Here is a 24,973-nt window from a genome sequence, read left to right as displayed (position 1 = left end):
ACGCCGGTCGTGAAACCACGTTTGATAAAGTGAAATTTGTTGTGACCAGCGTTCACGGTGCAGCTTCTCAATTGCGTTCACCCTGGAAGCTGGCACTGTTTCTCAACGCCCGTTCATTGGATGCTGTTGCTTCCAACTTGCGATCCTTTCGTTCAAGGTCGGCAAAAACCAGCGGCATGAACCAGGCTTTTCCGCGCCAGGTCGGCACAAACTGCGGCGCGCGAAAATCGAAACTGCTTTCGCTGTTCGGCACCCCCAGTATTTTCTGCGCGACCTTGAAGCCGAGCCATGGTGCCCAGACAACACCGGAGCCACAGAATCCTGTTGCATAATGCACTGCCCCGCGCTGAAAAATTCGCGGAACCATGTCCCTGTTCATGGCTACATAGCCGAACCAGCTATGCGAAATACCGACACCTTCCAGTTGCGGAAAAACCTTGCACATTTCCGTATAGTTACGTTGCGTAGCGCTATCCGGATCGCCGCGGCTCGTAACATCCCGACCACCAAACAAGATGCGTCGCCCATCCGGCGACGGGCGGAAATAGTAGGTCATCGCCCGGGTGTCGGTGAGCATTTTCAATCCTGGCACCAACGCGCTTACACGTTCCTCGCCCAGATCCTCGGTTGCGATTATTCGGGAACGCAATGGCACCAGTCGCTGACGCAGCCAGCGGTCCGAATGATCGGTATATCCGTTCGTGCAAACAAGGGCATCGCGCGCCCGGGCACGACCGCGTGCGGTTACTACCGTTTTCCTATCAGCTCCTTGGTTGATGCCTTCCACGCGACATTCGCTGTGGATCAATACTCCCTCAGCAACGACCAGCCGTACCAGTTCTGCATGAAACTTTGCGGGATGCAGGCCACCAATATCCATACGAACACTGCCGCCCGCATAGAGGTCAGTCGCGATATGCCGGTGGACCTCGCTAAGAGGAACCGCGTAGGATTCGACACCGGTTGCTCGCTGGATAGCTTCAGCGCTTCGCGCCATGGCATCATATTCTGCGCGCGTCATCGCACCGCTGAATCGACCCACAAGCTTGAAATCCGCGTCAACGCCTTCATTGGCCAGAAAATCGATCATGAAGCGACGCGCTTCATGGCCTTCAGAAGCAATCTTTGCCGCCCGTTCCATACCGAATTTGCGGATCAGCGTCTTGTCATCGGGACGAATATTGCCACTGGTAAACCCGCCGTTACGACTGGAAGCACCAAAGCCAAGTTGTTCCCGCTCGAAAACCTGAACCTTGCGCCCGGCTCTCGCCAGATAAAGTGCAGCGCAAAGGCCCGCATAACCGGCGCCAACGATGGCCACATCGCAGTCCGGCTCGATGGCACGTTGTCCGACGCTTCGCGGCGGGGCGGCCTCCCACCAGTAGGGCGTATCCTTGTGAGCCATTTCTGACATGTCCCCTCCATGTTCTGGATGGATTTTGTTTTTAGTTTATTGAATGTATGACGATTATGAAGCAGAATACTAAAAACTAATCAACCCCGATTCATTCGAGTTCGTAGCGAGAGCCATTAAAAGATGCCAAAAGTGAACAAGGCAGAGATATCGCGGATCGCCCCTATCAGCGAACCCACACCGAACGATGCGGGGGATATCGGAGCACGTATCCGTACGCGCAGGCAGGCACTGGGCCTCACTCTTGGCTATCTGTCGGAAGTGTCAGGCCTATCGACAGGGGCGCTGTCCCAGATCGAACGCGGTCTGGTGTCGCCAACGGTTCGCACCCTTTATACTATTGCCGATGTGCTCTCCATGAGTCCGGCGCAGCTCATTGACCCGCAGGGGTTCGCAGCTGCAGCTCGCGCCAATCCCTACGTATTGCGGGCAAGCGAACAGCCCGAAGTGTTGAACGGTGGCGGTGTCATCAAGCACCGCGCTTCGCCAGAACTCATTGAAACCATGAAGTCCTTCGCGGTGCGGATCGTTCCGGGAGGGAGTTCCGGTGAGGAGTGCTATACCCATTCCGGCGAGGAGCTAGGGTATGTCATTTCGGGCAGTTTCACGTTGCAGATTGAAGATGCTCAATATCTGCTTTCAGCAGGTGACGGATTTGCCTTGCCTTCAACGACCCGCCACAGATTCTTCAATAATAGTGAAGCGGAAGCTTTCGTTCTCTGGGTGAACAAACCCGAGTGAAATCACCTGGCAGGCCAAAAAAAGCTGGAGAAAGATGAAAATGGCAAGCAGTCCTGAGAGCTTCTCGCGCTCGCTCTGGTGGAACGCGGCTGGCGAAGCAAAGCCGAACCATCCCAAACTGAACGGCGTACACGATGCGGACGTCGTTATTATCGGCGGCGGCTTTACGGGTCTTTCAAGCGCATTGTTCCTTGCCGAGCGTGGCAAGACGGTCGTGGTCCTTGAAGCGCGTCATGTCGGCTTCGGTGCATCTGGACGTAATGGCGGACAGGTGATCCCCGGCTTGAAGCACGATCCGGAAGATCTTATTGCGACCTATGGGCTCGAACATGGCAAGCGCATGATCGACCTTGTAGGGGGCGCAGCCGATCTTGTCTTTAGCCTTGTGCGCGAACACGCTATCCTATGCTCGCCCGTTCGCGCCGGATGGATTCAGGCCGCCCATTCTCAGCTTGCAACCGCTGCCGTTCACAAGCGTGCCCGACAATGGCAGGCGCAAGGCGTCGAAGTCGAGATATTGGACCGCGAACAGATTGCCAGACTTTCCGGCACGGAGCGCTATTTCGGTGGATGGCGTGATCCACGCGCCGGCGCCTTGCAACCGCTGGATTATGCCCGAGGGCTGGCGCGGGCCGCTTCGGCACGCGGCGTTCAGATTTTTGAAGATTCGTCCGTCACGTCTCTCACGCACGAAAACGGCGATTGGGTGGCACGGACGGCGCGTGGAGCAATTCGCGCGAGAGAGGCCCTCGTCGCAACCAACGCCTACACCGACAAACTCGTGCCGAATCTCGCCCAAAGCATTCTTCCTGTGCAAAGCATGCTGATCGCGACAGAGCCCCTTTCAGAAAAGCAACGCGGGGAAATCATGCCGGGGGGTGTGGTACTTTCCGAAACGCGCAAGATTGCTTTTTATATGCGTCAATCAGTAGACGGGCGTTTTCTCATTGGCGGACGCGGCGCCGTGGGAATGAACGAAAAGAAGGCACTCATGGAAGCGCTGAAGGCCGGAATGGTTAGGCTGTTTCCGCAACTGGATGGCATTGGCATCGACTATCACTGGTCCGGTCATGTGGCGCTAACGATGGATGGCCTGCCTCATCTTCACAATCCCGCTCCAGGTTTGCACGCAATGCTTGGCTATAACGGCCGAGGCGTAGCGATGGCGACCGCTTTTGGCAAGATGTATGCCGAATACATCGCCGAAGGCCGCCCCATGGTTTATCCCACCACGCAGATACCGCGCCTTTCCTGGCACTCGATCCGCAAACCCGTCATGGATGTTGGCATCCGCTGGTATTGGGTCAAGGACAGTCTTGGATTCGCATCGAAATAAACCCTCTGCAGAAAGTACTGGACTTGTTGAAAAACGTAATCAATCTGGGAATTGCGCCCTCTTGCGCCGCGGATTTGGAAGCAGCTTTCCAAGCCCTCACTTTGAATGGACAGTCTACTGAACCCTTCGGCGTCGGACGCGCTGTTCTTTCAGGAGAAGGAAAGGGGACGAAAAGCCTGTTCCCCTCTATTGTAATGGTTCGTGAGGGCTCTTTATCGCTCGTGGACAGTAACGGTTTCGAAATCGTGCTGGCCAAGGGTGAGGCCGCGAGCCTACCCGCGTCCAGTTTTGCATGGAAGGCACAGGCGGCCGATTGCGTAATCCTCACGATTCATCAGGGGACCGCGCCAGTGTCGTTCACCAAACTCGACCTTGACCATCCCATGGTTCCCGGTGGCGCGCCCAATGCAGCGCTGCTTACCACGCCCGCTCCGACGACTCATCGTCACGAATTCCAGAGTGACGATCCACTTTCCTGGGGCATTTGGGCGACTACGCCTTACGCCCGCCATCCCATCAACTATTCCTTCTCTGAACTGATGATGCTGCGCAAGGGCGACGTTACCTTATCCAACCCAGACGAGGGGAGCGTGTCTTTTGCGGCAGGGGACATTTTCCTTATTCGCCCCGGCGCTATCGCCGCGTGGAGCAATCCTACGGATCTGCAGAAGTTTTGGATCATCCACGAGCCAGATTAGGTCACATACCCTTGTGCTCCACTGTATCCATCGATTTGAAGGCAGTGATAGCCCCCTTGTTCCGATGAAGTGCGTGATACCCTGTTGACGACCTGAGGATTTTGAACGTAAGCGCGATTTTCGATGCGGATTGACGGCTGTGGCACCGCTAGAGCCGCCTTGCATCGGAAGCGATATCCGGCTCCGTTAGGCGGCGGAGGTTTTCGAGAAGTTGATCGGTAGCAGGTCGCCGATGTCGGCATCGTCGTCTCGCTGCGGCACTCCGTGAGCACGTGCCGCAGCCAGATCAGAGTGTCCACAGGCGCGGCATGTCAGCATCAAACTATAGATCACTGCGCTGGCCCTGGCTCCGTCAGCAGTGTCGCTGAACAGCCATGATTTTCTTCTGGTCGCAAAACTCTGATGTCACATTCCAAAATATTGTTATCGATCGGCATCCTGCCGTCGCTGATGTAACGCGTCAGGCCATTGCCCATTCACTGATGGGCAATTCCGAACTCCTGCTGCTCGAGGAACCTTCGCTAGGTCTGGCGCCGATTATCATTCACCAGATTTTCGAGATCATGATCAAGCTCGCCGAGGCGGGTGTCTCCATTGTTCTGGTCGCACAGAATGTCGATCTGTCCCTCGAAATAGCCGATTATGTTTATGCGTTCGAACATGGCGAGATCCACGTCTCCGGCCCGGCTGACAAGTTGTCCGGCGATGCGCGCGTGCGTGAAATCTACTTGCCAGCTTAACTTGTTTATCAAACGGCAAAGGGGATTATTCAGTAAAGTAAATGATACCCCCTATAGCCACTGAAACCGGACACCAGCCTTCAATGGGACAATACGAATTTGGAGAAAGATCTCTTCTCAATTTAACCTCGATCTACATGATGACGTAGGTTATGAAATACTTTGTCCAACGACAACGTCCTTTGCCGTGAATGGAGCGCCGCTTGCCTCTGCCAATAGGCGATGTGTTGATTGCCAGTCGATACTGGATTCCATGTTTGGCATGGTCAATGCGCTTCGCTCCGTCAGACCTCGACCCCTTCATTTCGTTGGTCAAAGCTTGCAGTGACGGGCCATCATTTCGGCGAGGTGTTCCCGCCCCTCTTCATGCAACTTTTTGATCGCTGCACTCATATCTGCTGCCCGCTCATCCTGTCCCAGCTTGAACTTGACTTCCATCTTCTCAATAGGCATTTCGTAGCCGACAATATTGCGCAGACGCCGCTCCAGACCACCGGGGCCGAGTTCCTTCATCTGCCAGGGGTTGTCACGACCCTTCTCCATATGTTTGACGAGTTCGTGGAGATGCTTTGCAGTCGCTCCTTCCGATAAGATTTTGGGCGTGCCATGGATATGAGCAACCATGAAGCTCCAGGTCGGCGCGCTGTCCCTTTCCGGACAACCCGGATACCAAGACGATGACACATAATGACCAGCATCCATCAGGATTGCAATTGATGGCAGGCCACGTTTCAGAAACTCAACATGATCGTTGGATGCAGCAACATGCGAGACCAGCGTGCCGTTTTCGCCGCGTGTCCGATCCATTATGAAGACCGGGTGCGATATTGCAACACCATCCTCATGACTGGCTTACCACGAATGATGCCTTGAAGACCCATAGACCTCATAAGTCGAGCCACAGTGCAGCGGGCGACATCGAACCCCTCACGCTTCAATTGCCGCCAGACCTTGCGAACGCCATAAACGCAGAAGTTTTGCTCGAAGACACGACGTATCTCGATCTTCAGACTGATATCGTTGCGGGTGCGGACCGACAGCCGGTTGATGTCCAGGCGCTTGGCGACGTTCTCGTATTAGGTTGACGGGGCAATCGGCAATAATCTGCAGATCGGCTCGACCCCAAACACGCTACGGTATTCGTCAATGAATGAAATCATCGTTTGAAGGGGCGGTCGAGCTCCGCCTGGGCAAAATAAGCAGACGCTTTGCGCAATATCTCATTGGCCTGACGAAGCTCGCGATTCTCTCGCTCAAGAGCCTTCATCTTCTCGGCGACATCGCTCGGCAGGCCTGCTCGTTTACCAGTGTTGACCTCGGTCTTCTTCACCCACTCATGCAGGGTGGCTGGCGAACAACCAATCTTGGTAGCGATTGATGAAACGGCAGCCCACCGAGAAGGGTGCTCTGCTTCGTGATCCAGCACCATACGGATGGCACGTTCACGCACTTCAGGTGAAAACTTGTTCGTTGTTTTGCTCATAGTGGCCCCAATCTCTCAGAAGTTGGAGCCTCCGGCAAACCCGGTACGGTTCAGTTTAGATATCTGCGCCGTCAGGAGACCAATGAGGCGATACAAGGATTGGCCAAGAAGGGAATATCAATTCGGCAGATTGTCCGGCAAACCGGTCATAGTCGAAAACTGGTTCGCGATGTCCTGCGTGGTCAACGCCTCGATGTATTCCGAACGAAGCCGAGTTCGCTGGATAACTGGCTGCCATGGCTTAACAACCGTTGGGAAGAAGGGGCGCGAAACGCCTTGGCGCTGTGGCGCGAGATGAAAGCAAAAGGCTTCCCAGGACAGAGCGGTGTTGTCTCGCAATGGGCACAACGTCGACGTTTGGCTGAGAAGGCAGGCCAGAGCGGATTTGCGCGCACGCCATCGTCGCGGGTTATTGCTCGACTGATGACCGCCGCACGCGATGACCTGGCAAAATCCGAGGCTATCCTTGTCGCGGCAATCGAAGTGAACGTTCCGGAGTTGGTTGCTGCCCGCAAGGCCATTGGGGACTTTCAATCTATGATCCGTTCAAAGTCAGCGGCGAAACTTGAAGGCTGGCTTGAAACCGCCAGGGACAGTTTGATTGGGTCCTTTGTAGGCGGCGTTGAAAAGGACCTCGATGCAGTCCGAAATGCTATCGTCTCCCCTTGGTCGAACGGGCAAACAGAAGGCCAAATTACCCGCCTGAAACTGATCAAACGCCAGATGTACGGGCGCGCAAAAATCGACCTTCTGCAAGCACGGCTGATTGGTACATCATAGGGCTTCTACTTCAGCAAATCTGCGTCAGAGCCGAGAATTGACCCGCCTTTTAATTAATGTTCGGGTTTTTATTCACGGTCAAGTTTCGTGTATTCCTTTGCTCGTTTTGGTTCCTGAGCGGAACTGTTTTTGAACCTGAAGCTTTCATTTCCGGTTTCCAGTATGTGGCAGTGATGGGTGAGCCTGTCGAGCAATGCAGTCGTCATTTTGGCGTCTCCAAACACGCTTGCCCATTCACTGAAGCTGAGATTGGTGGTGATTATGACACTCGTGCGCTCGTAAAGTTTGCTGAGCAGGTGGAATAAAAGCGCGCCACCGGATGCACGAATGGTAGATATCCGAGCTCATCAAGAATGATGAGATCAGAATAAATGTAAGCGTGTAGGCGATCCCACGTAGCGCGTTTGTGCTTGGAAGCTCATTTTCTGCATGAATCATGCGGAGAGTCATATGAGCGACAAGGTGAATCAGGTTCGGACATTCGAAGTTTTGACGGCGACGCCGTCGCGACGTTCGCCGCGGCATTGGTCTGATGACGAGAAAGCGCGGCTCGTAGCGGAAGCGTTTTCGCCGGCAGGCACGGTGGCGGAGGTTGCGCGCGCCTATGAACTGGACGTGTCGCAACTTTATGCGTGGCGCAGGAAGGCGCTTTCCAGGGGGGCGATGGCGCCATTGACGGTGCGATTGGGCGGACGAACCATGATGGAAAGCGAGCCGGCGAAGTTCACGCGCTTTGAGGCGAGCGGCGGCGCGACGGTGGAGATCGTGATTGGCGATGTCGTCATGCGGGTACGCGGTGATATCGATCCGGACCAGTTGGCGGGCATTATCGGCGCGGTGCGCAAGGCATGATTGCTTCCGGCGTTGTGGTTTACGTGTCTTGCCAACCGGTCGACTTCCGCAAGGGAGCCGCATCGTTGATGGCGTTGGTGCGGGATGGCGGCCTCGACCCGTTCAATGGCGCGCTTTACGTCTTCCGGTCGAAACGGGCGGACTGTGTCCGCATTGTCTGGTGGGATGGCAGCGGGGTCTGCCTCTACTCGAAAACCCTGGAAGAGAGCAGCTTCTGCTGGCCGGGCATATCGGCGGCGCGGGTGCGTCTCGACCATTCACAACTGATGACGCTTCTGGCCGGAATGGATTGGAAAAAGATCCGTCCAGCCAAGGTCCGGCGACCGTTGCTGACGGGCTGATACCTGCCTGCGGCAAGATGAATCATGATGGTGTAATGGTTGGGAAAATGGCCGCATTTGTGCTCTATTTCTCCCATGGTTTTGCCTGCTTCCGAATTACCAGATGACGTCAGTGCGCTGAAGGCGGACCTGCCAGCTGTTCCGGTTTCATAAAACCGGAACATAATCATTTCAAACTGGATCATAGCCGCAAGCAGCAAATTATCTGGCGCACAGGATCGTAGCTTTGGATATCGTAGCGTGCTATAGCGTGGTTGCGGGGGTGTGCAACCACCGATGCCGACATTCATTGCAAGTACCTGTTTAGAAACAAGATATCATGGCTCTTTGCCTTTCTCCTTTAGGATCAGCCGCTAGGTTGGTGAAATTTGGGAGGTATTCCAGCACCACGGACGGATAACGATTGGAGAAAAACCATCATAGTTACGAACATTGAGGCGAACTATGATGACAGAGTCTATCAATCTTCAAACGGAAGCAGACTACGAGGCCGCGTCGGCTGAGGCAACCGCTTCCAACGAAGTGATGAAGCGCGACTTCGGCGTTCAAGTCGTTCGCATATCACAAGGCCTTGAACTTTTATGTCAGGTGATTACTTTCGGTGGTACGGCGTGTGCTGCGTGCGCCCAGGGAATGCCCTGACTACGGAGACTGTTTTTAACCGTTTCTGACAGGGAGTTGCCCATGGCTGGCCGCATCCAGAATACTATCCGCAATTTTCTCGACAGCGAATCCGCAGGTGGCCTGCTTCTGATCGCCTCGGCCATCGCCGCCCTGATGGTGGCGAATTCCCCGGTCGCGGATTCCTATTTCCATGTACTGCATTTCCATCTGGGGCCCCTTTCTGTCCAGCACTGGGTCAACGACGCCATGATGGCGGTCTTCTTTCTGATGGTCGGCCTCGAGATCAAGCGTGAAATGGTTGACGGGCATCTTTCGTCATGGCCCCGCCGCATTCTGCCCGGTGCAGCCGCAATGGCCGGGATGGCCGTGCCGGCAGTCATCTATCTCGCCTTCAACCTGAACAGCGGCGCTTCTCACGGATGGGCCATTCCCGCCGCCACCGACATCGCGTTCGCGCTTGGCGTCATATCTCTGCTCGGCCCGCGGGTTCCAACCTCTCTCAAGGTCTTTCTCGCCGCTCTCGCCATTATCGACGACCTCGGTGCAGTGGTCATCATAGGCCTGTTCTACACCACTGGCGTCTCGGCAATTGATCTCGGACTGGCTGCCTTGGTCTTTGCGATTCTTCTCGTCCTTAATCTTACGGGTGTGAAGCGTCTCCTGCCCTATCTGATCCTTGGACTCCTCCTCTGGATCTTCACCTATCGCTCCGGCGTCCACGCAACGATTGCAGGTGTCCTGCTGGCGTTGACGGTGCCGATCAAACGAACACCCGCCGCACCCGAGGCCCATATTTCCGAAAGCCCGCTACACCTCCTCGAACATAGCCTGATCAAACCCGTATCTTTCGTTATCGTTCCGATTTTCGGTTTTGCCAATGCAGGCGTGAACTTTACAGGTCTGGGTATCGATGCAGTCTTTGCTCCGGTGACCATGGGTGTGGCAGCGGGGCTGGCACTTGGTAAGCTCATCGGGATTTTTGGCGCGGTTCTGATTCTTGTAAAGAGCGACATCGTCGATCTGCCTGCCGGTGCAAGCTGGCAGCAGATGTTGGGAACGACACTTCTTTGCGGTATCGGCTTCACGATGAGCCTGTTTATCTCGCTGCTCGCCTTCAACGACGTGCTCCTTCAGGATGAAGCAAAAATAGGAATTCTGATCGGCTCTCTGATCGCCGGCCTGGCTGGCTATATCGTGCTGAGACTATCGAAACGCGCTGACGGGCGTTTTATATCGTGAGGCGCGATTCCGGCAGATTTCCATGTGCCGGAACACCCGACCCTCCTTGCATACTATGTGCGACAGTTGATCCAAGGCAGATCGCGCTCTTCGCTGCTCGAACTGTCCCCAAGAATTATATAGTCAAACCCGCCTGGCGCGGGAGGAAATTATTCTTCCGTCTAACAACGTCCAAAAGCACTTGGGATTTTCTCCGGAATGCTATAGCGTTTTTCTCTCGTTCCAAGGGAGGAAATTTGCGAACGTGGTGAGGGAAATGATCTTCATGAATCTCCCTGCTTCGCAGCAGATTGTCGCGGCACAGCGATATCTATGAAAGGGAGGAGGAAACATGAAATTCCTGGACAAGAAGACGGCCGTTTCTCTGGCGACAGCGCTTGGATTTGTTCTCGGCGCGGCGCAGGCCCGTGCCGAGGAATTCGTCAATATCCTGACCGGCGGCACCAGCGGGGTCTATTATCCACTCGGCGTTGCCATGGAAAAGATCTATTCCGGCATCCCCGACGTACGGCCTTCCGTTCAGGCCACGAAGGCATCGATCGAAAATATCAATCTGATCAACAGCGGCCGTGGTGAAGTCGCCTTCACACTGGGCGATTCCCTGCGCGATGCCTACGAGGGCAATGAAGCCGCCGGTTTCAAGACGAAGCTCACCAAGCTCAGCACGCTGGCGGCTATCTATCCCAATTACGTCCAGATCGTCGCCTCGAAGGAATCGGGCATCAAGACTCTGGCCGACCTGAAGGGCAAGCGCCTTTCCGTCGGCGCGCCGAAGTCCGGCACCGAACTCAATGCGCGCACCATTCTGGAAGCGGCGGGCCTTTCCTACGACGATCTGGGAAAGATCGAATATCTGCCCTTCGCGGAATCGGTCGAACTGATGAAAAACCGCCAGCTTGACGCCACCCTGCAGTCTTCGGGCCTCGGCGTCGCCTCGCTGCGCGATCTCGCCAATTCGGTTGAAATCAATGTCGTTGAGATCCCTTCGGACGTTATCGAGAAGATCGGTGCGCCCTATCAGGTCAACACGATTCCCGCGAACACCTATACTGGGCAGGACAAGGATGTCGTGACCGCCTCGGTCATCAACTATCTGATCGTGCGCCCCGACATGGATGAAGAACTGGTCTACCAGATGACCAAGGGCCTGTTCGAGAATCTCGACCAGCTTGCGGCAGCGCACGCTTCCGCCAAGGCGATCAAGCTCGACAAGAACACCATCGTCTCGCCCGTTCCGGTCCATCCCGGCGCAATGCGCTATTTCAAGGAAAAGGGGATCGAATAGATCGCCGGCAGATCGGCGAGGCCTGCCGCCTCGCCCAATGCTCAGATGCCCGGACGACACATCCGGGCATCCATCCGTTCCCCCCAATGCATAATCTGGTGAAGGTTCCTCATGGCGCAGAGCGAAAAAACGGCTGCCGAAACGGCTATCGAATCGGCTGAACATATTCCCGGCTGGGGTTCAGGCGCAGGCGCAAGGATCCTGTTCGCCATCGCCGTGGCCTTCTCCGTTTTCCAGCTCTGGACCTCGGCTTACTCGCCCCTGCCGAGCCAGGTCGTGCGGTCCGTCCATGTCGGATTTCTGCTTTTACTGCTGTTCGGCCTCTACGCCAATGCGGCGACGGACGCCGCCAGACGGACCGTGTTCTGGCTGGCGGCGGTCGTGGCCTTCGCGCTCAGTCTCTATCACTGGATCTTCTATGAAGACCTCCTGATTCGGGCGGGCGAGCCCAGCCACACCGATATCGTGATCGGGGTCCTCGCCGTCGGGCTCGTCTTCTGGGCCGGCAAGAAAATGATGGGCTGGACCCTGCCGCTCATCTGTCTGATCTTTCTGGCCTACGGCCTGTTCGGCCAGTATCTGCCGCATCCGTTCAATCACCGCGGCTATGATTTCGAGCAGGTGGTCGAGGTCCTGTTTCTGGGAACCGAGGGCATTTACGGCACGCCGATCTATGTGTCGTCGAGCTATATCTTCCTGTTCATCCTGTTCGGCGCGTTTCTGGAGCGCGCCGGCATGATCCAGCTTTTCAATGACATCGCCATGGGCACAGTTGGCGCGTCGCGGGGCGGCCCTGCCAAGGTTTCGGTGATCTCATCCGCGCTGATGGGCACGATCAACGGCTCCGGCGTCGCCAATGTGGTGACGACGGGCGCTTTCACCATTCCGCTCATGAAGCGCTCCGGCTTCCGCCCGGCCTTTGCCGGGGGCGTGGAGGCCGTGGCGTCGATGGGTGGTCAGATCATGCCGCCGGTGATGGGGGCCGTCGCCTTCATCATGGCCGAAACGCTCGGCCTGCCCTATGTCGAGATCGTCAAGGCGGCCATCGTGCCGGCCATCCTCTATTTCATCACCGTCTTCGTGATGGTCGATCTGGAAGCGCGACGCCTGAGGATGAAGGGCCTCAACAAAAGCGAAATGCCGAGCGCGCTGGAAGCAATCCGCAGGCGCTGGTTCCTCATCCTGCCGCTGGCCGCTTTGGTCTGGCTTCTCTTCTCCGGCTATACACCGCTTTTCGCCGGCACGGTCGGTCTCAGCCTCACCGCGCTCATCATACTGGGCGTGCCGGTGTCGGGTGGCCTGTCGATGCCGCTGCGGGTTCTGTTCTGGATCGCGCTCGGCGTGATGTCCGCCGCCGCCTTCGGCACCACGTTCAACATCTTCGGTTATGCGCTGCGCGGGATCACGCTGATCATTCTCCTCGTCGCCCTTCTGGTAGCGATCAATTTCGCGGTGCGCGGAGGTCGGGAAACGCTCAGCCTTTGCTTGGAAAGCCTTGCGGAAGGCGCCAAGAACGCGCTGCCGGTCGGCATCGCCTGTGCGCTGGTAGGCGTCATCATCGGCATTCTCGCGCTGACCGGAGCCGGCTCGACATTTGCCCGCGTCATCGTCAGCGTGGGGGAAAACTCGCTGTTCTTCTCGCTGGTGCTGACCATGCTCGCCTGCCTCGTGCTCGGCATGGGCATTCCCACCATTCCGAACTATATCATCACCTCTTCGATCGCCGGCCCGGCGCTTCTGCATCTAGAAGTGCCGCTTCTCGTCTCGCACATGTTCGTCTTCTATTTCGGCATCATGGCGGACCTCACGCCGCCGGTGGCGCTGGCCGCCTTCGCCGCCGCGCCCATCGCGCGGGAATCGGGGATGAAGATCGGCATGCAGGCGATCCGCATCGCGGTGGCAGGCTTCGCCGTGCCGTTCATGGCCGTCTATGAGCCGGTCATCATGCTTCAGGAAGGCGGGCCCCTTACCGAAAAATACGGCTTCTGGCTGGCCTTCGCGTATATGCTCGTCAAGGCGCTGCTGAGCATTCTTCTGTGGGGCGCGGCGGCCATCGGACATCTGCGCACGCCCCTCCAGCTATGGGAGCGTATCTGGGCATTTGTAGCAATCGCGCTGATGCTCGCCACCTATCCCTATAGCGACGAACTGGGCTTTGCGGCCTGCGCGGCCTTCCTCATATGGCATTTCTGGAGGTCGCGGCCATCCGTCGTCGCGTCGTCGGGTTGATGGCGATCTGCATCACGACGGCCGGCGGCCTCATGAAAATCGCCGCCGCAAGCTTCGTCCTCTCATGGACCCATAGCGTGGAAAAAATTCCTTGGCAGGAACACTGGTCGGTCACGGATCAGGGGCTGGTGCTCACCGAGGCGCGCATCAAGGGATCGGGAGCCGGGATGGAGCCACCGGAAGACGCGGTCTTGCGGAACGGCTGGTACAGCTACCATCCGCACATCCCGCCGCGAAGAGATATCGTCCTCGCTGCGTCCGGCAAGACGGGTGGCGGCTGGACCCTGTGCGCCGGCCAGACCTGTACCGACCTGGGCAAGGAGGCGGAAGCAGAGCCGATCCATATCAGGTCGTGTGACTAAGACGCGATAACGGCGCAAAAAGGAATGTTGCAGCCTGCGCGAGAAGCCAGTCTTTCGAAACAGGCACGTCGGCTCGCGCCGACTGCCTGAATAAGTAGAGATAGCGGCCTCCGACAAAGCTGCTGCCGAATTCACGCTCGCCTTAAATTGCTGCAGGCTCTTTCCGCGCTGCAAGATGGCGGATCAGAACGGGTACCAACAGCAGCAGACCTACGGCCGACGAGTAAATCTCCGGTGCGACCAGAAGCATCGCGCCGACGATCATCAGCACATTTTCCCACGCTTTGGTCCGCACGAGGAAGAAACCGGAAAGTGCAGCTCCCAGTGCGGTGATGCCGATGGCGCAGCCGAGAAATGCCAGCAGGAAATCCGCCCAGTTGAATCCCGACGTTACCAGCAGCAAAGACGGCGAAAAGACGAAGACGAACGGCACCAGCACCTTGCCCAGTCCGAGGCGGAATGCGGTGTTGCCCGTCTTGAACGGGTCCGCACCCGCCATGCCCGCGGCCGCATAAGCCGCCAGCGCTACGGGCGGCGTGATGTCTGCCAGAACGCCGTAATAGAAGACGAAGAAATGCGCGACGATCGGCTCGACGCCCAGAAGGCCGAGGGCCGGAGCGGCGATGGTGGCCATGATGATGTAATTGGCCGTCGTCGGGATGCCACAGCCCATCAGGATGCAGACGACGCCGGTCATGATGAGCGTGAACAGAAGGGTGAGCGTCTGCGGACCGAACCAACTTGCCGGCAGAACGGTACCGAAGAAGGCAGCAAGCTGCCCTGCGGTGGATGTGACGATATAGGAGATCTTGAAGCCCACGCCGGTCAGCGTCACTACGCCAACGATGATGCCGACCGTGGCGGCAGCCGCGCCGACGGCAAGCGCATATTTCGCACCATCGCGCAGACCATCGAAGATTTCGCTGACGGTCATACGCTTGCGCGGATTGAGCAACCCTACCGCGATGCACAGCGTGATGCCCCAGAAGGCCGCGAGATAGGGCGTATAGCCGGACAGAAGCACACCGATCAGCACGATCAGCGGAATGACGGTCGGCCAGTCGCGCTTGAACGCTTCCTTCAGATCAGGCAGTTCCTCGCGGGTCATGCCACGCAGGCCGTTGCGCTTGGCCTCGAAATGCACCTGCATCAAAACGCCGAAGAAATGCATGAAGGCCGGAACAATGGCGGCCAGAATGATCGTCGTATAGGGCAGATTGAGGAATTCTATCATCAGGAAGGCGGCAGCGCCCATGATGGGCGGCGTGATCTGACCGCCGGTCGAGGATGCGGATTCTACGGCGGCCGCGAAATGGCGCTTGTAGCCGAGCCGGATCATGGCCGGGATGGTCAGCGATCCGACAGTGACTGTGTTGGCGACCGAGGAACCGGAAATCATGCCGAACAGCGCGGAGCCGAAAATCGACACTTTCGCGGGACCGCCCGCAAAACGCCCTGCCACCCAGGCTGCACAGTCGAGGAACAACTGGCCAAGGCCGATGCGCGTGGCGAAAACGCCGAACAGCACGAAATGGAAGACATAGGTTGCGACGACGCCGAGCGCGATGCCGTAAATGCCCTGTGTGGTCAGATAAAGATGATTGACCAACTGGCTGACCGTGGCGCCGGGATGAACAAGAATACCCGGCATGGACGGTCCGTAAAGTGCGTAAAGCATGAACAGGATAGAGATGATCGGCAGGGGCCAACCCACCGATCGGCGCGTCGCTTCCAGAAGAATGAGGATCAGGAGGCCCCCGAGCACCACATCGGTGGTCGTCGGATTGCCGACGCGGAAAGCCAGATCGTCAAGCGGGATCAATGGCACATGGAGAACAGCCACGACCGCGACAATCGCCAGCGCCCAGTCGATGATCGATATGCCGAGCGGCCGCAGCAGCGAGGAAACCGCCGGCTTGTCATAACCCGTGCGGGAGAAAGGAAAGACGAGAAACACGAGGCCGAGCACGAACGAGAGATGGATGCCGCGGTGCACCATTTCCGACAGGATACCGAAGCCGGCCGTGTAGTAATGAAAAAGCGACAGGACGATCAGAAGGCCGCCAACGATGCGGGCAGAGAGCGGAGCCAGCGGGCGGAAACGAATTTCGGTATCGAACTGCTCTTCCAGTTCGCGCGCCTTGACCTCGTCCAGTTCCATCGGCGCGAGTTTTACGTTCTGGTCCTCAGACATGTCGGTTCAACTCCATGTCGCCCGTTCTGACTGGGCCAAATAAGAAATTGGGAGACGGCCGCTCAATCTCTGAGTTGCCGTCCCACATGCTTCGATTCTTTCATGAAAACGGTAGGAAGTTTCCTGGAATTATTTCAGGACACCCGCTTCCTTATAAAAGCGTTCCGCTCCCGGATGCAGCGGAATGCCCTGGCTGGCCGTGGCCGTATCGAGCTTGATCAGCTTGCCCTTGGCATGGCCGGCATCGAGGGCCTTCTGACTGGCTTCATTGAACAGCACCTTGGTGATGTTGTAGACGAGTTCATCCGGCTGCTTGGCGCTCGTCACCCATTGCGCAGCGACAGCAAGCGTCTGGGTTTCGCCGACGTCCTTATAGGTGTCGGCGGGGACGGTATCCTTCGTGAAGAATGAATACTTCTCCAGAATCTTGTCGGCTTCCGGGCCGCTGATCGGAACCAGAGCGATACCGTTGGAGGTGGCAAGTTCGGAAATCGCCCCGGTCGGATAGCCGCCAACGAAGAAATAGGCGTCGAGCGCGCCGTCTTTCAGCCGTTCACCCGCAGGGCCGGGCTTGAGATGTTCCGCCTTTACGTCGCTCTCGCTGAGGCCATAGGCTTCAAGAACGATGCGCGCATCGACGATCGTGCCCGAACCCGGCTCATCAAGCGAAACACGCTTGCCCTTGAGATCCGCAACCGACTTGATGCCGGAATCCTTGCGCGCGACCAGATGGATGGTTTCGGGATAGAGCGTGGCAAGAAGCCGGAGGTCTTCCACCTTTCCCTTGCCGTCATAGAGTCCCGTTCCCGTATAGGCCCAATAGGCTACGTCCGACTGTGTGAACCCCGATTCCAGCGAGCCCGACTGCACCGCGTTGATGTTCGCCACCGAACCGTTCGAGGACACCGCCGTCGCCACCAGGCCCGGCACACCCTTGTCGCCCGCGCCGGAGATCGCGTTCGCGATCAGGCCGCCGATGGGATAATAAGTACCGGCCGTACCGCCGGTACCGATGCGGAAAAAGGCAGGAGCCTGTGCAAACGCGATACCGGCGCCTAGAGCCACAGCCCCTGCAAACGCTGCAATCATCCCGCGCCGGGTAAATATTCCAAATGTCATAACCGCCTCTTTCCCTCATAAATTATGTTCGAATTGTGTCCGTCGAGCATGGAAAGCATAACCCGGCTTGTCAATAGTCCGGTGGACAATTTGGATAAGTCGACCGACTCGTCTACCGCTTGTGCATAAAACGGAAACGCGTGAAGCAGCATGACAATCAGTTGCGGGCGGCCTACCAAAAACCTTCACGCTTATAGTCTTAATGCGTCACGAAATCTTGGTCCGGGGATTCGCCCATGGCGTGGTGTGATACGCTGCCGATTCACAGCGATGGATGAGCGACATGGAGAGGATGGACGATGGGCGGGCAAGCGCGTTCGATGAGTATGTGGAGGCGCTGGTCAAAGTGATCGGACACCGCTGATCGTGCGGAATCTCTATTGTACGGGGTTGATGATGCCGTGGCGCGCAACAGCGTAGAGCAACTGGCAGCGGTGAAGGCCCTGCCCGCGCTTCTGCCAAGCACCATCTTTGCTGCATTTCGTAGGATGTCATTAAGCATGGAATAAGGACCCCATTTGAGGGGTTATCGGCATCCAAACGGGACCCCTTATTTAAAGGGTAACATGACCTTCGATTTCAATCGGAGGTTTTCTATTGGATGCTTATTGTGGAGACTATTTCGAAGATACGACGTCTTGTTCATGTGCAGGGCAAAACGATCAAAGCGATCTGTCGGGAACTGGGCGTTTCGCGCAAAGTTGTGCGGAGGGTTCTGCGCAGTGAAGAAACTGAGTTCAAATAGGAGCGCAGCCGTCAACCACAGCCAAAGCTCGGTCCCTGGCGTGACCATCTTGATGGAATACTGCTAGCTAATGAGGCGAAGGCCTCGCGCGAACGCCTGACACTGATCCGGATATTCGAAGATCTACGCGATCTGGGTTACACGGGTGGCTATGATACGGTCCGGCGTTATGCACGCTCGTGGTTGAAAGAGCGTGGGGCCGTAACGGCGGAAGCCTATGTACCACTTTATTACGCACCGGGCGAAGCTTACCAGTTCGACTGGAGCCACGAGATTGTTGTTCTGGGCGGTGTGACGACGACCGTGAAGGTTGCGCATGTCCGGCTCTGCCACAGCCGGATGATGTATGTGCGGGCCTATCCGCGCGAGACGCAGGAGATGGTCTTCGACGCCCATGACCGGGCATTCGCCTTTTTTGGCGGGTCCTGCACGCGCGGCATCTACGACAATCTATGGACGCCTCCCGGGCGAGAAGAACATTTGGCGGCAACTCGGCATTGGATGCGTGAATCTATCCGGCCTATCGCTGGAGCGATCACGCTCCTGGCCTTGATGGGAGTCCGCTACCTCTGTCCTCATAACATGATCGACCTTTATGGCCTTGTCGTAAATCAGGATCCGAAGCTGCGGTCCGTGCCGTTACGCCATCAGTTCTTACCCCGCATTCATCATTGCCTCATCGGCAACGATTGGCAAATGACTATTGTGCGGCGTATCGCTCCTGTCGTGTGAGCAGGGCCCATGCTATCCGCGCGGTCTTATTGGCAAGCGCTACGATCGCTTTGTTATAACCCCGGCGAGAGACGAGCTCTTTCAGCCATTGAGATCGACGATCATCGTGACTGGCAAGTCGACTGATAACTGCACGTGCGCCATGAATCATCTGGCGACGTAGATAATGGTTCGCTCGGCGGCCAATTCCGCCAAGGCGTGGTTTGCCGCCAGTCGAGTATTGTCGCGGGACCAGCCCGATCCAAGCCGCCAGCTCTCGCCCGGATTTAAAGTGACGTCCGTCCTCAACGCTAGCAACGAGTGCCGTTGCAATGATCGGACCGACGCCTGGCAGTTCGGACAAACGACGGCAATCCTCTCGATCGCGGCAAATCTCGCTAATCTTCCTATCAATCTTGGCAATTCGGTCATTCACATCGGTGAGTTGGTCGAGTAGTTCGAGGAATAGCTCGCGCCCGAGATCGGAGAGATCAGCGCTCTCAACAGCCGCGGGTGCCTGGGATACAAAACGCCATGCTCCTTGCGGCAACACGATGCCATATTCGGCGAGAAGACCGCGTGCATGATTGATCAGCGATGTACGCTGGATGATCATACGTTCTCTAACTCTATGCAGCGACTGAACGTCTTGCTGTGTGATCGATTTGACCGGCACAAATCGCATGGTCGGCCGGGTCGCCGCTTCATAAATTGCCGCAGCATCTACGGCGTCGTTTTTGGAGCCGCGAACGAAGGGCTTCACAAAGCGAGGGTTGATAAGCAGGACCTCTCGCCCATTATCTTTGAATTGCCGTCCCCAGTGATGCGCACTGGCGCACGCTTCCATAGCAATCGTCTTTGGTGCGAGTGCGTTAACAGTCTCGGCCAACTTCGATCTGCTGACCTTGCGCGACAGAATAGCGCCATCTGAAGCAATGCTGTGCAGATGAAACGACGACTTTCCGAGATCGATTGCGAGCAATTCGAATGTCATGACTTCCTCCTTTGGTTGGCCTTTCATTCTGAAGGTTCGGAGGGAGGCGTCCATCCCATAATATGAAGACCGCAGTGGAAACGGTCTTCGTCGGTAAAGAGCGGCAATACAATCGACGCTTTCAGCAAATGTGAAGTCATTTTCTGGTCGAGCCAGTGGCCTGTACACCGGCGTCGGGCTGGGAGAAGGGTCAGGTCGAGAACCAAGTTAATCTGGTCCGGGAACGCTTCTTCACGCCACGGCTACGCTTCAAATCTTACGATGAGTTGAACGGCTGGCTACTGGATAAATGCATCAGCTACGCGCGCGCTCATAAGCATGTCGATCAGACGGAGCGCACGATCTGGGAGGTATTCGAAGAGGAGAAGGCTCATCTGGTCGGTTATCCCGGCAAGTTCGATGGCTTCCACGCAATACAGGCCTCGATCGGCAAGACCTGCCTCGTGCGTTTCGACAACAACAAATATTCGGTGCTATCGACTGCCGTTGGCCGCCCGGCCGAGATACATGCTTATGCCGACCGCATCGTCATACGGCAAAATGGTGTCGAGATCGGCCAGCATGAACGCTGCTTCGGCCGTGGCGAGACGATTTATAATCCATGGCATTATGTTCCGGTCCTGACGCGCAAGCCGGGAGCACTGAGGAACGGTGCACCATTCCTTGATTGGGTCCTGCCAGCCTCCATGGAGCATGTTCGGCGAAAGCTCAAGGCCATGCATGATGGGGACCGGCAGATGGTGTCGATCCTGGAATGTGTCAGTATCGACGGCCTTCCTGCAGTCGAAGCGGCCTGCCAGGAGGCGCTTGATCAAGGCGTATTCTCCGCCGCTGTGATCATCAACATTCTGGCTCGCAAGCGAGACCCACAGCCCGCCGCCATTCTTTCCATCCCCGATGCGCTGCGCCTGACCCATGAGCCTGTGGCAGACTGCGCACGTTATGACAGCCTCAGGAGGGCAAGCTGATATGGAACGATCCCAAATCTTCGACATGATGAGCACGCTGAAGCTTTACGGCATGCGCAGCGCCTATGACGAGATCATGGCCTCTGGCATCAAGCGCCAGCACGAACCACCGCGCATTGTCGGCGACCTGACACGCCGGTCAATGAAGGACTGGTGCGCCAGCTTGCGAGCGGAGCTTTCCTTGCCGAGCAGCACAATATCGTTTTCGTTGGAGGAACTGGCACTGGAAAATCCCATTTGTCCATCGCACTTGCCCGTGCCTTGATCCGCAACGGCGCGCGCGCGCGCTTCTACAACGTCGTCGATCTCGTCAATCGTCTTGAAACGGAAGCGCGTAATGGTAAGCAGGGGCGTCTTGCCGACTTTATCTCCAGGCTCGATTTCGTCATTATGGACGAGCTTGGCTATCTTCCGTTCGCCCAGGCCGGCGGACAGTTGCTGTTCCACCTCATCAGTAAGCTCTACGAGCGGACTTCAATCATCGTCACCACAAACCTGACGTTCGGCGAATGGCCGACAGTCTTCGGCGATGCAAAAATGACCGCCGCTCTGCTCGACCGGCTTACCCATCATTGCGAGATCGTTGAAACGGGAAATGAATCGTGGCGCTTCAAAAATCGCTCTCAAAGCTAAAGCCGAAGAACGCTAACGATCCGCGCGCGCAGACCCTGCACTAAATTTAAAGTTCCGGGCCCGCGCACGCTATACCTTGCAACCTAAAGGAGGGGTACTTTTTGGACGCCGATAAGGGGTCCCGTTTAAACGCCGATTGACAGCGTGATATCGCATGGGACAGTGCCGTCCGAACATTCCACATATACGCACTATCTACGCCGGAGATCGTTAAGGCGACGCCACCTCACTGGCCGGAATTTTGTTATACACAAATTGCGAATTGTTTATAACCTTTGCTCCATTACTAAGTCTGTGCTATCGGTTGTACACAAATTGCGGAAGAGGTACAACGCCCGATGAAAGAGATCGACATCACGTTTAAAACCATGTTCTCGGAGCTCGAACAGCGATCCCTGGATGCATCGTTTGCGACAGAGTTCTCGACCGATGGCAATTTTGTCAGGCAGACATCTAAAGACAAAGAATTCTGGTATTTCCAAATCAGAACGGATGGTGTAGCCCACCGAAAATATGTTGGACCGATCTCAGACGAGGAGATCACAAAACGCGTTCGGGCGTTCAATGAAATCAAGAACGATCTCAAATCACGTCGGCAACTCGTTTCGACCTTGACCCGAAATGCAGGCTTGCCGAAGCCGGAGAATTTCACCGGTGATGTTGTCGAGGCCCTCGGCAACGCGGGCTTCTTCCGGCTGCACGGCGTCTTGGTAGGGACGGTCGCATTTCAATGCTATTCAGGTCTTCTGGGGATCAAGCTGCCGATCAGTGCTATGCAGACAGGCGATACTGATTTCGCCCAATTCCATTCTGTGTCGGTTGCTGTGGGGGACAGTCTGCCGCCGATGCTCGATCTTTTGAAGCAGCTTGATGAAACGTTCAGGGAAATCCCCCATCACAATGACGGCCGATACACCACACAATATGAAAATTCGAAACGCTACAAGGTCGAGTTCTTGACGCCAAATCGTGGCAGTGATGACCTGTCGGGACATGCTTCGCCAATGCCTGCCCTTGGGGGTGCGAGTGCTCAGCCGTTGCGGTTTCTGGATTTCTTGATCCATGAGCCGATCCGAACCGTAATGCTCCATAAAAGCGGTGTGCCTGTCACGATTCCGGCTCCAGAACGCTTTGCCGTGCATAAGTTGATAGTCAGCACCCGCAGGCGAACGGATGCGGCAGGCTATTCGAAGCGGGATAAGGATCTGATGCAGTCGAAAGCCTTAATTGACGCCCTCATTCAGACCCGCAGAGAAGGCGATCTGGCAACAGCGTTTTCGGAAGCTTGGCACAGAGGCCCCTCATGGCAGGAAGCTCTTAAATTGGCACTTGGAACGTTTTCAAGAGGCGAGTTTGGAAACGTGGTGGAGGCGCTGCATCTCGGGTTTAGGCAGATTGGTGAAAAGGCGTCCAATTTTCATTTCTAACGCGAACGCACTTCCCAAATGGTAGAACGTCAAAATCCCCCGGGGCGAGCCATGGGTTTTGAAGTCATTTAGGAGGAGACTTGCCTGAAAAGTGCTTCGACTTTCTAACTCACTCGAAGAATTCGAAAACAAGTTCGGCATTTTTCAACTTCGAAGGGTGGGGTCGCCTTAACGGAAATGTGCGTAGTTGGATGATAAGGCTGGGCATGACCGAAGAACACCAGTTTCACTATCACCGCCATCGTTTTCCTGCTGAGATCATCGCGCATGCGGTTTGGCTTTATTATCGGTTTCCGCTCAGTTTTCGCGACGTTGAAGACCTCTTTGCCGAGCGCGGCATTGAGGTCTCGTTTCAGCTCCAGCACTGAAAGAATAGTGCATTTACGTTCCTCGGGTCCCATCGGCGCGTCGATCATGTCCGATCTGGATCACCACTTGCTTACCGTCTTTTCGTTGATCCCATAGCGACGCGGCAGTTCCGCGACCGGAGCTATCGACCGCTGTAGCTTTGCTCGAATGGCGTCCGTGTCTGAGCGCTCCCGAGCGGAAATTGACCCATAGAGCTTCCCTTTGTATTGGCGTCAAAGATACACCAACACATGCTGGGACCAAACACCTAAAGTGCTAGCAAGCTTTTGATGGGGTGAAGATGGGAAGTGGATAAGTCTGTCCTAAAACCACTCCGGCTTCGCGCAAAACCGCCGGGGGCGCAGCAAAGGGTTTATGAATCCAACAATCCGGTAGTGCTGCAATCTCGGGCACCCATTTGCGCACATAAACGCCTTTTGTATCGAATTTTTCTCCTTGCAGGACCGGATTGAAAACCCGGAAATATGGGGCGGCATCCATCCCGCAACCGGCTACCCACTGCCAGTTCCCCGGATTGCTCGCGACATCCGCGTCCACTAAGGTATCCCAGAACCATTTTTCCCCTTCGCGCCAATCGATTTGCATGTTCTTGCATAAGGCCGATGCCACCAACATTCTCACGCGGTTGTGCATCCAGCCTGTCGCCCAGAGCTGACGCATACCAGCATCGATTATCGGGATGCCTGTTTTACCCCTCCTCCAGGAATTGATCCCCACTGAATTGCTTTGCCAGCGAGTATTGGCCAGAGTGTCGCGCATGTCTATTTCAGCAATATCTGGACGATAATAAAGTTGATGATAATGGAAATCTCGCCAAATCAGTTCAGAAAGAAATTTTTGACCACCAGGCACAGTACTATGATCTTGATCCATAAGTGACACAGTAGCATGCCAGACTTGTCTCGGGCTAATTTCGCCGAAGCGCAAATGGGCCGAAAGTTTTGATGTGCCGTCAAGATCGGGACGATCTCGATCTCCGGCATAATCGCGAATAGTTGTATCGAAGAAATGATACAGTTGGTCAATGGCAGCCGCTTCGCCGATCATCCAAAGACCGCTCATCTTTCTGGACCAGACAGCCTCTTTGTAGTTTTTCTGCTTGGGCGTGTGTTTGACGGTCGTCGTTTCGACACTTCGGTCTGGCAAGGGTAGTGGTCTGCTCACACCATGCTGGCGCAGTGATTTGGCATATGGTGTAAAAACTTGATAAGATCCGCCGTTGCCGGATTTGATCTCCCAGGGTTCCACCAGCAGATTGCCTGCAAAAGACTCCACGCGCAGTCCTTTGTCCTTTAAGCCGGATTTGATGACTGCATCGACTTCTCGCTCTTGAGGAGCATAACGACGGTTCCAGAAAACGGTATCAAAGTTGTTTTCCTCAATTAATTGTTCGATGGTATTGAGCGCTTCGCCGTCGGCAACAATCAACTCTATATTTCGTTCATTGAGACTTCTTGCCAGCAAGTCCAGGCTCTGTTCCAGCCACCAACGGACGGCAGCGCCCGGGTCACGCAATTGCGGATTGGACTCATGCACAAAAAGGGCCGTGATCGCGCCACCCAGCTTGAATGCGGCATGAAGGGCAGGATTGTCAGCAAGGCGCAGATCGTTGCGCAACCATACAAGCGCTTTGGCAATCATTCATTGATCCTTCGTTAAACGGTTGCAGGACATGTTTTCAGACGCAAA

General features: G+C 56.0%; 18 protein-coding genes, 8 pseudogenes and 1 other annotated feature. Of the genes and pseudogenes, 16 read left to right on the top strand and 10 right to left on the bottom strand.

Going from position 1 to position 24,973, the window contains the following annotated elements; genetic code table 11:
• Positions 1-67: 67 nt before the first annotated feature.
• Complete coding sequence (locus tag JNC63_RS18770; RefSeq protein WP_006473187.1) at positions 68-1,405, bottom strand: NAD(P)/FAD-dependent oxidoreductase; 1,338 nt, start codon at positions 1,403-1,405, stop codon at positions 68-70.
• A 132-nt stretch (positions 1,406-1,537) separates the two neighbouring features.
• On the opposite strand from JNC63_RS18770, the gene JNC63_RS18765 reads away from it, so the two are divergent.
• The 3 genes from JNC63_RS18765 to JNC63_RS18755 are packed head-to-tail and all read left to right on the top strand — an operon-like array spanning position 1,538 to position 4,189.
• The gene (locus tag JNC63_RS18765; RefSeq protein ID WP_006470013.1) at positions 1,538-2,155 is read left to right on the top strand and encodes a cupin domain-containing protein; all 618 of its coding nucleotides are present in this window, start codon (positions 1,538-1,540) and stop codon (positions 2,153-2,155) included.
• 40 nt (positions 2,156-2,195) lie between these two features.
• Positions 2,196-3,491: an NAD(P)/FAD-dependent oxidoreductase gene (locus tag JNC63_RS18760; protein ID WP_006473188.1), complete on the top strand. Its 1,296-nt coding sequence runs from the start codon at positions 2,196-2,198 to the stop codon at positions 3,489-3,491.
• Between the two features lie 23 nt (positions 3,492-3,514).
• Positions 3,515-4,189, top strand: coding sequence for a cupin domain-containing protein (locus tag JNC63_RS18755; protein WP_006473189.1), 675 nt, complete (start codon positions 3,515-3,517; stop codon positions 4,187-4,189).
• A gap of 186 nt (positions 4,190-4,375) precedes the next feature.
• On the opposite strand, the pseudogene JNC63_RS18750 reads toward JNC63_RS18755, so the two are convergent.
• Positions 4,376-4,653, bottom strand: a pseudogene (locus JNC63_RS18750) (IS66 family transposase); the annotation flags it as partial.
• On the opposite strand from JNC63_RS18750, the gene JNC63_RS18745 reads away from it, so the two are divergent.
• A complete protein-coding gene (locus JNC63_RS18745) occupies positions 4,609-4,929 on the top strand; it encodes an ATP-binding cassette domain-containing protein (protein WP_235691721.1) in 321 nt (106 codons plus the stop codon). The pseudogene JNC63_RS18750 and the gene JNC63_RS18745 sit on opposite strands and share 45 nt — an antisense overlap.
• A gap of 312 nt (positions 4,930-5,241) precedes the next feature.
• On the opposite strand, the gene JNC63_RS18740 is transcribed toward JNC63_RS18745, so the two are convergent.
• Together JNC63_RS18740 and JNC63_RS18735 are read right to left on the bottom strand one after the other, a co-directional pair.
• Positions 5,242-5,736, bottom strand: coding sequence for an FMN-binding negative transcriptional regulator (locus JNC63_RS18740; RefSeq protein WP_006470008.1), 495 nt, complete (start codon positions 5,734-5,736; stop codon positions 5,242-5,244).
• Between the two features lie 26 nt (positions 5,737-5,762).
• Positions 5,763-6,412, bottom strand: a pseudogene (locus JNC63_RS18735) (IS3 family transposase); the annotation flags it as partial.
• Positions 6,015-6,131 (bottom strand) — a sequence feature (AL1L pseudoknot). It overlaps the preceding pseudogene by 117 nt.
• 99 nt (positions 6,413-6,511) lie before the next feature.
• Between JNC63_RS18735 and JNC63_RS18730 the strand changes: the two are divergent.
• On the top strand, positions 6,512-7,192 hold the full coding sequence (locus JNC63_RS18730) for an ISL3 family transposase (protein WP_006470005.1): 681 nt from the start codon (positions 6,512-6,514) through the stop codon (positions 7,190-7,192).
• Positions 7,193-7,260: 68 nt separating this feature from the next.
• On the opposite strand, the pseudogene JNC63_RS18725 reads toward JNC63_RS18730, so the two are convergent.
• Positions 7,261-7,565: pseudogene (locus JNC63_RS18725) on the bottom strand (ATP-binding protein); the annotation flags it as partial.
• Between the two features lie 77 nt (positions 7,566-7,642).
• On the opposite strand from JNC63_RS18725, the gene JNC63_RS18720 reads away from it, so the two are divergent.
• From JNC63_RS18720 to JNC63_RS18695, 6 genes are all read left to right on the top strand, one after another.
• Positions 7,643-8,044, top strand: coding sequence for a transposase (locus JNC63_RS18720; protein WP_006473258.1), 402 nt, complete (start codon positions 7,643-7,645; stop codon positions 8,042-8,044).
• Positions 8,041-8,385, top strand: coding sequence for an IS66 family insertion sequence element accessory protein TnpB (gene tnpB, locus JNC63_RS18715; RefSeq protein ID WP_374846624.1), 345 nt, complete (start codon positions 8,041-8,043; stop codon positions 8,383-8,385). The genes JNC63_RS18720 and tnpB overlap by 4 nt, the downstream gene beginning before the upstream one ends.
• A gap of 684 nt (positions 8,386-9,069) precedes the next feature.
• Positions 9,070-10,248, top strand: coding sequence for a Na+/H+ antiporter NhaA (nhaA, locus tag JNC63_RS18710; protein ID WP_039853465.1), 1,179 nt, complete (start codon positions 9,070-9,072; stop codon positions 10,246-10,248).
• Between the two features lie 331 nt (positions 10,249-10,579).
• Positions 10,580-11,533 (top strand): TAXI family TRAP transporter solute-binding subunit, encoded by a 954-nt coding sequence (locus JNC63_RS18705; protein WP_006469999.1) that lies wholly within the window; start codon positions 10,580-10,582, stop codon positions 11,531-11,533.
• 111 nt (positions 11,534-11,644) lie between these two features.
• Entirely contained in the window at positions 11,645-13,762 is a 2,118-nt protein-coding gene (locus JNC63_RS18700; protein ID WP_006469998.1) for a TRAP transporter permease, read from the top strand.
• Positions 13,762-14,124 carry a DUF1850 domain-containing protein gene (locus JNC63_RS18695; protein WP_022569761.1) on the top strand — a complete coding sequence of 121 codons (363 nt, stop codon included), beginning with the start codon at positions 13,762-13,764 and terminating at the stop codon, positions 14,122-14,124. The genes JNC63_RS18700 and JNC63_RS18695 overlap by 1 nt, the downstream gene beginning before the upstream one ends.
• 142 nt (positions 14,125-14,266) lie before the next feature.
• Here JNC63_RS18695 and JNC63_RS18690 read toward each other — a convergent pair whose 3' ends face one another.
• Both JNC63_RS18690 and JNC63_RS18685 read right to left on the bottom strand, forming a co-directional pair.
• On the bottom strand, positions 14,267-16,318 hold the full coding sequence (locus JNC63_RS18690) for a TRAP transporter permease (RefSeq protein WP_006469997.1): 2,052 nt from the start codon (positions 16,316-16,318) through the stop codon (positions 14,267-14,269).
• Positions 16,319-16,447: 129 nt separating this feature from the next.
• Positions 16,448-17,437: a TAXI family TRAP transporter solute-binding subunit gene (locus tag JNC63_RS18685; RefSeq protein WP_006469996.1), complete on the bottom strand. Its 990-nt coding sequence runs from the start codon at positions 17,435-17,437 to the stop codon at positions 16,448-16,450.
• Positions 17,438-18,038: 601 nt separating this feature from the next.
• Between JNC63_RS18685 and istA the strand changes: the two are divergent.
• Positions 18,039-18,641, top strand: a pseudogene (istA, locus tag JNC63_RS18680) (IS21 family transposase); the annotation flags it as partial.
• 241 nt (positions 18,642-18,882) lie between these two features.
• On the opposite strand, the gene JNC63_RS18675 reads toward istA, so the two are convergent.
• Entirely contained in the window at positions 18,883-19,887 is a 1,005-nt protein-coding gene (locus JNC63_RS18675; RefSeq protein WP_006471171.1) for an IS110 family RNA-guided transposase, read from the bottom strand.
• A 59-nt stretch (positions 19,888-19,946) separates the two neighbouring features.
• Here JNC63_RS18675 and JNC63_RS18670 point away from each other — a divergent pair.
• The 4 genes and pseudogenes from JNC63_RS18670 to JNC63_RS18655 form a co-directional block, all read left to right on the top strand.
• A pseudogene (locus JNC63_RS18670) lies at positions 19,947-20,924 on the top strand (Mu transposase domain-containing protein); the annotation flags it as partial.
• Positions 20,857-21,488: pseudogene (istB, locus tag JNC63_RS18665) on the top strand (IS21-like element helper ATPase IstB). The pseudogenes JNC63_RS18670 and istB, both read left to right, overlap by 68 nt.
• Before the next feature lie 338 nt (positions 21,489-21,826).
• A complete protein-coding gene (locus JNC63_RS18660; protein WP_006469994.1) occupies positions 21,827-22,915 on the top strand; it encodes a nucleotidyltransferase family protein in 1,089 nt (362 codons plus the stop codon).
• A gap of 206 nt (positions 22,916-23,121) precedes the next feature.
• Positions 23,122-23,271, top strand: a pseudogene (locus JNC63_RS18655) (IS6 family transposase); the annotation flags it as partial.
• Here the strand turns inward: JNC63_RS18655 and JNC63_RS18650 are convergent.
• Both JNC63_RS18650 and JNC63_RS18645 read right to left on the bottom strand, forming a co-directional pair.
• A pseudogene (locus JNC63_RS18650) lies at positions 23,272-23,466 on the bottom strand (hypothetical protein); the annotation flags it as partial.
• A gap of 73 nt (positions 23,467-23,539) precedes the next feature.
• Positions 23,540-24,925: a cryptochrome/photolyase family protein gene (locus tag JNC63_RS18645; RefSeq protein WP_006469992.1), complete on the bottom strand. Its 1,386-nt coding sequence runs from the start codon at positions 24,923-24,925 to the stop codon at positions 23,540-23,542.
• Between the last annotated feature and the right edge of the window lie 48 nt (positions 24,926-24,973).

Origin of the sequence: Brucella ciceri, assembly GCF_041930145.1 — a bacterium.
Lineage (GTDB): Bacteria > Pseudomonadota > Alphaproteobacteria > Rhizobiales > Rhizobiaceae > Brucella > Brucella intermedia.
Note: the sequence above shows the minus strand (reverse complement) of the source record. Positions and strands in the feature narration are given on the sequence as shown.

Coding starts and splice junctions, on each gene's coding strand:
- JNC63_RS18675 (WP_006471171.1), bottom strand. CDS start 19,887: ATGACATTCGAATTGCTCGCAATCGATCTCGGAAAGTCGTCGTTTCAT.
- JNC63_RS18645 (WP_006469992.1), bottom strand. CDS start 24,925: ATGATTGCCAAAGCGCTTGTATGGTTGCGCAACGATCTGCGCCTTGCT.
- JNC63_RS18695 (WP_022569761.1), top strand. CDS start 13,762: ATGGCGATCTGCATCACGACGGCCGGCGGCCTCATGAAAATCGCCGCC.
- JNC63_RS18770 (WP_006473187.1), bottom strand. CDS start 1,405: ATGGCTCACAAGGATACGCCCTACTGGTGGGAGGCCGCCCCGCCGCGA.
- JNC63_RS18720 (WP_006473258.1), top strand. CDS start 7,643: ATGAGCGACAAGGTGAATCAGGTTCGGACATTCGAAGTTTTGACGGCG.
- JNC63_RS18740 (WP_006470008.1), bottom strand. CDS start 5,736: ATGGATCGGACACGCGGCGAAAACGGCACGCTGGTCTCGCATGTTGCT.
- JNC63_RS18690 (WP_006469997.1), bottom strand. CDS start 16,318: ATGTCTGAGGACCAGAACGTAAAACTCGCGCCGATGGAACTGGACGAG.
- JNC63_RS18685 (WP_006469996.1), bottom strand. CDS start 17,437: ATGACATTTGGAATATTTACCCGGCGCGGGATGATTGCAGCGTTTGCA.
- JNC63_RS18765 (WP_006470013.1), top strand. CDS start 1,538: ATGCCAAAAGTGAACAAGGCAGAGATATCGCGGATCGCCCCTATCAGC.
- nhaA (WP_039853465.1), top strand. CDS start 9,070: ATGGCTGGCCGCATCCAGAATACTATCCGCAATTTTCTCGACAGCGAA.
- tnpB (WP_374846624.1), top strand. CDS start 8,041: ATGATTGCTTCCGGCGTTGTGGTTTACGTGTCTTGCCAACCGGTCGAC.
- JNC63_RS18660 (WP_006469994.1), top strand. CDS start 21,827: ATGAAAGAGATCGACATCACGTTTAAAACCATGTTCTCGGAGCTCGAA.
- JNC63_RS18705 (WP_006469999.1), top strand. CDS start 10,580: ATGAAATTCCTGGACAAGAAGACGGCCGTTTCTCTGGCGACAGCGCTT.
- JNC63_RS18760 (WP_006473188.1), top strand. CDS start 2,196: ATGGCAAGCAGTCCTGAGAGCTTCTCGCGCTCGCTCTGGTGGAACGCG.
- JNC63_RS18700 (WP_006469998.1), top strand. CDS start 11,645: ATGGCGCAGAGCGAAAAAACGGCTGCCGAAACGGCTATCGAATCGGCT.